The organism is Megalodesulfovibrio paquesii (assembly GCF_054653055.1).
In genome coordinates this window covers 823,379-830,000 of sequence record NZ_BAAIGQ010000005.1, presented here as the reverse complement: position 1 = coordinate 830,000, position 6,622 = coordinate 823,379, and the positions used below count along the sequence as shown (strand labels likewise).

Sequence of the window (6,622 nt, the reverse complement as noted above, 5' to 3'; positions counted from 1 at the left end):
CATCACCTGATCGCCAACCATCCCGAAGACCTGGACTCGGTGTTCACTGTCGGTTTTCAGAGAGCTTTTCTCACCCCGCTCTTGGCCTTTGCGTCGAGCGGAGAGATTGTTTACATCCCCCTTCGGAGCCCGTCAACCATTTTTTTGCGCCTCGTCCATGTTTTCGTGCCGGCCGTTCAGGCTGCGGCGGGACAGTGCGAGTGGTGCGTGCCTCGTCGGGAGAAGGGCTTATCCATGAATCCGGCCGCGGAGTCAAGCAACTTTTTCACTTTTTTTCATGCATTATTTCAGTGTGTTAAAATGCCATTTTCAAGGGTGACGCCCCGGCATATTTGCTGTAGACCCTGCGGACATCAACTATTCGGAGGATGGCATGGGTTTTTGTTCCGCCAGCGCGAGCATCACGCGCTATCGCATTGTGGAGGAGGCGCCCTCCTCTCTATGGATGGAGATTCCCGAACGGCTGCAGCGGTTCGCGTTCAAGGACATCGACCAGAGCGCCGAGGAGCGCAGCTTCGGCTGGTCCAATGCCGACAACTGGCTGGACACCACCTGGCGCGAGGGCAGCCCGCAGAAGGGTGACTACTTTGTCTTTAACCTTAGATTGGAAACGCGGCGCGTCTCGCCCGCGGTGTTCAAGAAGCACTTTGAGCTGCACCTGGCCGACGCCGAACACGAGGCCCGCCAGAAGGGCCAGAAGTTCGTCGGCCGCAATCAGAAGAAAGAGCTCAAGGAGCAGGTGAAGCTGCGGCTGATGGCCCGGGCGCTGCCGGTGCCGGCGGTGTTCGAGGTGGCCTGGAACATGCAAACCGGGCATGTCTGGCTGGCGTCCACCAACAGTAAAGTGAAGGAAATGTTCACCAACTTCTTTACGGACACCTTCGAGCTGCACCTGGAGCCGTTGACGCCGTTTTTCCTGGGCCTGTCGCTCTTGGGCCAGGAGGCCGGGCCACGGCTGGAAGCGTTGGAGCCGGCGGCCTTTGTGTGAGGAAGCATCACCACCCACCTTAAAGAATGACAAGGGGCGTTGCTTCGGCTTGGACAATTCCAACCCGAAGCGGCGCCCCACTACATTGTGGAGGCCCATATCTGCCGGGCGCCTCTGGCGGAGCGGTCTGCCACCTGACCTGCAATGTCTCCACCACCTGCATTTTTGACACGCGAATTGACGAGAAGACATTTACCGGAAAACAATATAGCGGTACGTATAGGGCGACGTTGGCCGGGCCGGCGGTTTCCTTTGGTAAACTTGGAGTCACATTGTTCGAGGCGACGTTACTGCTCCCCAACAATCTTGCACAATTTCAAACACCACTCCATGCAATGAATGGATGATGCAATATAGAGACCATCGGTTTCTCCCTCATTGCAGGATTTAGCTTTAGCCATATAGAACTCGGCAATACATTTTGTACTTCTTTTGGGGTTCAGCACGGATATGATCTTCCGGGTGCCGGGTGGTTTGGCGGGAGAGGCAGCCTCACTTCACATCACTCCATTACATGCGGATATGTCTATGAGTAACCGGCGCATCTACAACACCTTCGCCCTGGCTGCCGTGCTCTCTTCCATCGCCGGCGTCGTAGCTGACGGCCCCTGGCAGGTTCTGAGCAGCTCCCTGACATGCGTGACGGCAGGCCTCCTCGTACTGCACTCCGAACCGTACGCAGCGGAGTCCCGCGTGGCGGAGGAACTGATGTACTTCACCAATGCAGTCTGGTGGCCGCGCTTTCCACGGTATTACGTTGTCGCAGGATGGGGCACAACCTGCGTCGGCCTCGCCATTCTGGCCCTTTTCCCCAGCCATATCCTTGCCGCCGCCGATGCTCTGGGCGTGCATTGGGTGGTGATTCCAGCCGGGGTGCTGGTCTGGGCGGCGGGGGTGTATTGGGTGTTGCGGCGCGGGGCGCGCATTTCACGTTGACGCCGGGGGCCTGGCCTGCGATGGGAATTCGTTCGGCCGAGGCTCTTGGATCAATCTTTTTGGAAGGACGACGACACATGGTGGATTTGTATGTGGGGCAGGCGCAGGACGTCTTGCTGGGCCAGGACTTTCTGACCTGGCTGTGGTGCATGAGCGAGCGCACGGGCGGCAACTTCCGCACCCCCAAGGGCGAGGCGTTCCTGTGCGTGGTGGAGCAGCGCGTGGTGGTCCAGGGCGGCCAGGGCGACAATCTGGAAACCGCCACCGTGAGCGGGGCCATGAGCGAACTCAAGGAAGCCCGCCTGGGCCTGGGCACGGGCAAGAAGGTCACCCGCGCCCTGATCCGGCTGGCGGTGGACGAGGAAGAATGGTCCGTGACCCTCAAGGCCGAGGACTTTTCCCTTAACAGTCTGAAAACACCAAAAATCGAAGCCGGACGCGAAGAAGGCGACGATCCTGACGCCATCTACCTGGAAAAATTCTACCTTCTTGAGAAAGGCATCGCCCTGCTCGACTCGGTCTACCTGCAGTTCCTCCAGGCCCGTCTGGCTCCGGACTGGCCGGAAACGGTCAAGGCCGTGCGGGAGTGGATCGCCAAGGGCGCGCCAGAGTAGCAGGTTCTGCGGCGCCAGGCCTTGCCCGGCGGTTTACTTGCGTTACGAAACCACTATACTCCGGGGGAACCAAGCGCCCTCACCCGCGCCGGCAGGGTCTCCCGTGCCGGGTCGCACAAGGAGATTTGTGCATGCTGATGAAATCCTTTGCCAAACCATTCCTGCCCCCCCTGGCCTCATTGCTGGTGCTGTGCCTGGCCGTCCCGGCCCTGGCCGCCGCTGCCCTGCCGGAATTCACGGATCTGGCCAAGCGCACCGGCGCGGCCGTGGTGAACATCTCCACCGTGCGCAACGTGGAACGGCCTGACCTGCAAGACTTCTTCCGCTTCCGCAAGCCAGACGGCGACACCCCGCGCGACAACAACCGCATGGAAGAATTCTGGAAGCAATTCGAGAAATTCTTCAACCAGCCAGAGCGCAAGCGCAAGGACCGCTCCCTGGGTTCGGGCTTCATCATCTCGCCGGATGGCTACATCGTCACCAACAACCACGTCATCAAGGACGCGGACCAGATTTCCGTGAACCTGCAGGGGCAGGACAAGGATTCGGATTCCTTCAACGCCACCGTCGTCGGCCGGGATCTGGAAACTGATCTGGCCCTGCTCAAGATCGAAACCAACACCACCCTGCCCGTCCTGGAGTTCGGCGATTCGGACACCATGGAAGTCGGACAATGGGTGGTGGCCATCGGCAACCCCTTTGGCCTGGACCATACCGTGACCGCAGGCATCATCTCGGCCAAGGGGCGGACCATTGGCGGCGGCCCATTTGACGATTACCTGCAGACAGACGCCTCCATCAACCCCGGCAACTCCGGCGGCCCGCTCCTGAATATGGACGGCAAAGTCATCGGCATCAACACGGCCATCATCTCCTCGGGCCAAGGCATCGGCTTTGCCATCCCCAGCAACATGGCCAGGCGGATCATCGCTGATCTGCGGGAGAACAAGAAGGTCCAGCGCGGCTGGCTGGGCGTGACCATCCAGGATGTGGACGCCAATTCCGCCAAGGCCCTGGGCCTCAAGGAAGCCGCCGGCGCGCTCATCAGCTCCGTGCGCAGCGGCGAACCCGGCGACAAGGCCGGCATCAAGCCCGGGGATGTCATCCTCAAGGTGAATGACCGCGCCGTGGCTGATTCCGGCGAACTGCTCAAGCACATCGCCGCCCTGGCTCCAGGCCAAAAGGCGGCCCTGCAGGTCTGGCGCGAGGGCAAGGAACTCTCCCTCACCGCCACCCTGGGCGAGCGCCCGACCACTGAGGAAGCCCTGAATGGTGAGGACGGGCAAGGGCAGGCCCCCGAAGCCACGGAAATCGGCCTGGCCATGCGCCCCCTGACCAAGGAAGAAATCAAGGCCCAGAAGCTGGAACGCGGCGGGCTCATGGTGCTGGAGGTGGAGCCCGGCTCCCCGGCCGACGACGCCGGCATCCGCCAGGGCGACATCGTGTTGGAACTGAACCTCAAGCCCGTGACCACCCTGGAAGCCTTCGCCACCCGCATGGACGAGGACGCCATGCAAAAGGGCGTGGCCATGCTGCTCATCAAGCGCGGCAGCCAGACTCTCTTCCGCACCATTCCGCTGGAGACGGAAGAGTAATCATGACGCAAGCCCCGGAGCCGGCGGCAGGTCCCCCGGCTCCGGGTCCCGGAAAGGCGCGCCTTTTCGGATGGAGTTTGCAATGCACGCACTGACGCCGCGGCAGATTGTCGCGGAACTGGACAAGTTCATCATCGGCCAGGAACAGGCCAAGCGCATGGTGGCCATCGCCCTGCGCAACCGCTGGCGCCGTCAGCAGTTGCCTCCGGCCTTGCGTGAGGAAGTGGCCCCCAAGAACATCATCATGATCGGCCCCACCGGCGTGGGCAAGACGGAAATCGCCCGCCGGCTGGCCAGACTGGCCGGCGCGCCGTTCTTCAAGGTGGACGCCACCAAGTTCACGGAAGTCGGCTATGTGGGCCGGGACGTGGAAAGCATGGTCCGCGACCTCATGGAATTCGGCGTGGCCATGGTCCGCAAGGAGGAACAGGAGCGCGTCAAGGAAAAGGCCGCCACCGCTGCGGAAGACCGGCTTCTGGATCTCCTGCTGCCAGCCTCGGGCCGCGCCGCCGGCGAACCTGCCGCCGCAGCTCCCACCACCATCAATGATGTGCCGGCCTTTGCCGCGCCGCCCGCGCAATCGACAGACCTGCTCTCCACCCGGGAAAAACTCCGGGATCTCTTCCGCAAGGGCCTCCTGGACGACCGCGAGGTGGAAATGGAAGTGACCACCTCTGGCGGCGGCATGGAAATCATGGCCATCCCCGGCATGCAGAACATGCCCGGCGCGGAAGACATGGAACACCAGTTCAAGGACCTGTTCTCCAAGGTTTTTCCGCCCAAGCGCCGGCGCAAGAAGATGAAGGTCAAGGACGCCTTCGAGATCCTGCAGCAGGAAGAGGCCGACCGGCTTATTGACATGGAAAAGGTGACCGACCTGGCCAAGGAACGCGTGGAGGAAAGCGGCATCCTGTTCATCGACGAAATCGACAAGATCGCCTCCTCCGGCAACCATGCCAAGGGCGGCCCGGATGTCTCCCGCGAGGGCGTGCAGCGCGACCTGCTGCCCATTGTCGAGGGTACCGTGGTGCACACCAAATACGGCCACGTCCGCACGGACCACATCCTCTTCATTGCCGCCGGGGCCTTTCACAGCGCCAAGCCCTCGGATCTGGCCCCCGAGCTGCAAGGCCGTTTCCCCCTGCGCGTGGAACTGACCCCCCTGGGGCAGCATGAGTTCTACCGCATCCTCACGGAACCGGAAAACGCCCTGACCAAGCAGTACATCGAGCTCCTGGCCACGGAGCGCGTGCGCATCTCCTTTACCGAGGACGCCCTGCAGGAGCTGGCCGCCTGCGCCCAGCGGGCCAACGAGGAGACCGAGAACATCGGCGCACGCCGGCTGTACACCATCCTTGAGCATCTGCTGGCCGACCTCTCCTTTGAAGCACCGGAGCGCGCCGGAGAAGTGATCGTCATCGACCGCGACACCGTGCGCGGCAAACTCATGGACGTATTGGAAGACCGTGACCTCGCACGCTACATCCTCTGACCCCCTTTCCGATTTCATTGCAAAGGAAGAGCCCATGGAGAAAGGCGCCCGCATTGCGCGCATGCTGATGGAATCCCTGCCATACATCCGGCAGTTCCACGGCCAGACCCTGGTCATCAAATACGGCGGGCATGCCATGAAGGACGAGGTGCTCAAGAGCGCCTTTGCCCGCAGCATGGTCATGCTGAAGTACATTGGCATCAACCCTGTGGTGGTGCATGGCGGCGGTCCGCAGATCGGCCAGCTGCTGCAGAAGCTGTGCATCCCCACCACCTTCCGCGAAGGCCTGCGCGTGACCGACCGCGCCACCATGGACGTGGTGGAAATGGTCCTTGGCGGCAAGGTGAACAAGGAAATCGTCAGCCTGCTGAACCTGCACGGCGGCAAGGCCGTGGGCCTCTCGGGCATGGATGGCTGGCTGCTCAAGGTTCGCCGCATGGAGCTGGCTGTGGACCGCGAAAACGCCCCGCCGGAAATCATCGACCTCGGCCACGTTGGCGAGCCGGTGGCCGTGGAGACGGCGCTCATCCGCTCCGTGGAGCGGGACGGCTTCATCCCCGTCATCGCCCCGCTGGGCGTGGATGAGGACGGCAAGAGCTATAACGTGAACGCGGACTCCGCTGCCGGCGCCATCGCCTCGGCCATGAAGGCCAAGCGGCTGATTCTGCTTACTGACGTGCCCGGCATCCTGGACAAGAACGGGCAGCTCATCTCCAGCCTCACCCTCTCCCAGGCCGCCATCGCCATAGCCGACGGCACCGTCTCCGGCGGTATGATTCCCAAGGTCAAATGCTGCATGGAAGCCCTGGATGCGGGGGTGGACAAAGCGCACATCATCGACGGCCGGCTGGAAAACGCCGTGCTGTTGGAACTCTTTACCGCCGGCGGCATTGGCACGGAAATCGTCCGCACCCGCTAGCCGCGTTTGTGCATGCTTTTCGGGGACTGTTGCCAGGCGGCAATGGTCCCCGTTCGTATTGCGCGCGCATCCCTTCGC

The 6,622-nt window shown here is 62.1% G+C and carries 6 protein-coding genes; all 6 read left to right on the top strand.

Translation table 11 applies throughout. The features are described 5' to 3' along the window. Nucleotides 1-373 precede the first annotated feature (373 nt). The 6 genes from rdgC to argB all read left to right on the top strand — a co-directional run bounded on the left by rdgC (nucleotide 374) and on the right by argB (nucleotide 6,544). Entirely contained in the window at nucleotides 374-988 is a 615-nt protein-coding gene (rdgC, locus tag ACYQ00_RS10345) for a recombination-associated protein RdgC (protein ID WP_460032053.1), read from the top strand. Nucleotides 989-1,516: 528 nt separating this feature from the next. After that, nucleotides 1,517-1,924 (top strand): hypothetical protein, encoded by a 408-nt coding sequence (locus ACYQ00_RS10340; protein WP_460032052.1) that lies wholly within the window; start codon nucleotides 1,517-1,519, stop codon nucleotides 1,922-1,924. A 77-nt stretch (nucleotides 1,925-2,001) separates the two neighbouring features. Continuing rightward, nucleotides 2,002-2,538 (top strand): hypothetical protein, encoded by a 537-nt coding sequence (locus tag ACYQ00_RS10335; RefSeq protein ID WP_460032051.1) that lies wholly within the window; start codon nucleotides 2,002-2,004, stop codon nucleotides 2,536-2,538. 137 nt (nucleotides 2,539-2,675) lie between these two features. Further along, nucleotides 2,676-4,133: a DegQ family serine endoprotease gene (locus ACYQ00_RS10330; protein ID WP_460032510.1), complete on the top strand. Its 1,458-nt coding sequence runs from the start codon at nucleotides 2,676-2,678 to the stop codon at nucleotides 4,131-4,133. A gap of 82 nt (nucleotides 4,134-4,215) precedes the next feature. After that, nucleotides 4,216-5,625, top strand: coding sequence for an ATP-dependent protease ATPase subunit HslU (gene hslU, locus ACYQ00_RS10325; protein ID WP_460032050.1), 1,410 nt, complete (start codon nucleotides 4,216-4,218; stop codon nucleotides 5,623-5,625). A 34-nt stretch (nucleotides 5,626-5,659) separates the two neighbouring features. Next, nucleotides 5,660-6,544 (top strand): acetylglutamate kinase, encoded by an 885-nt coding sequence (gene argB / locus ACYQ00_RS10320; protein WP_460032049.1) that lies wholly within the window; start codon nucleotides 5,660-5,662, stop codon nucleotides 6,542-6,544. The last annotated feature ends 78 nt before the right edge of the window (nucleotides 6,545-6,622 follow it).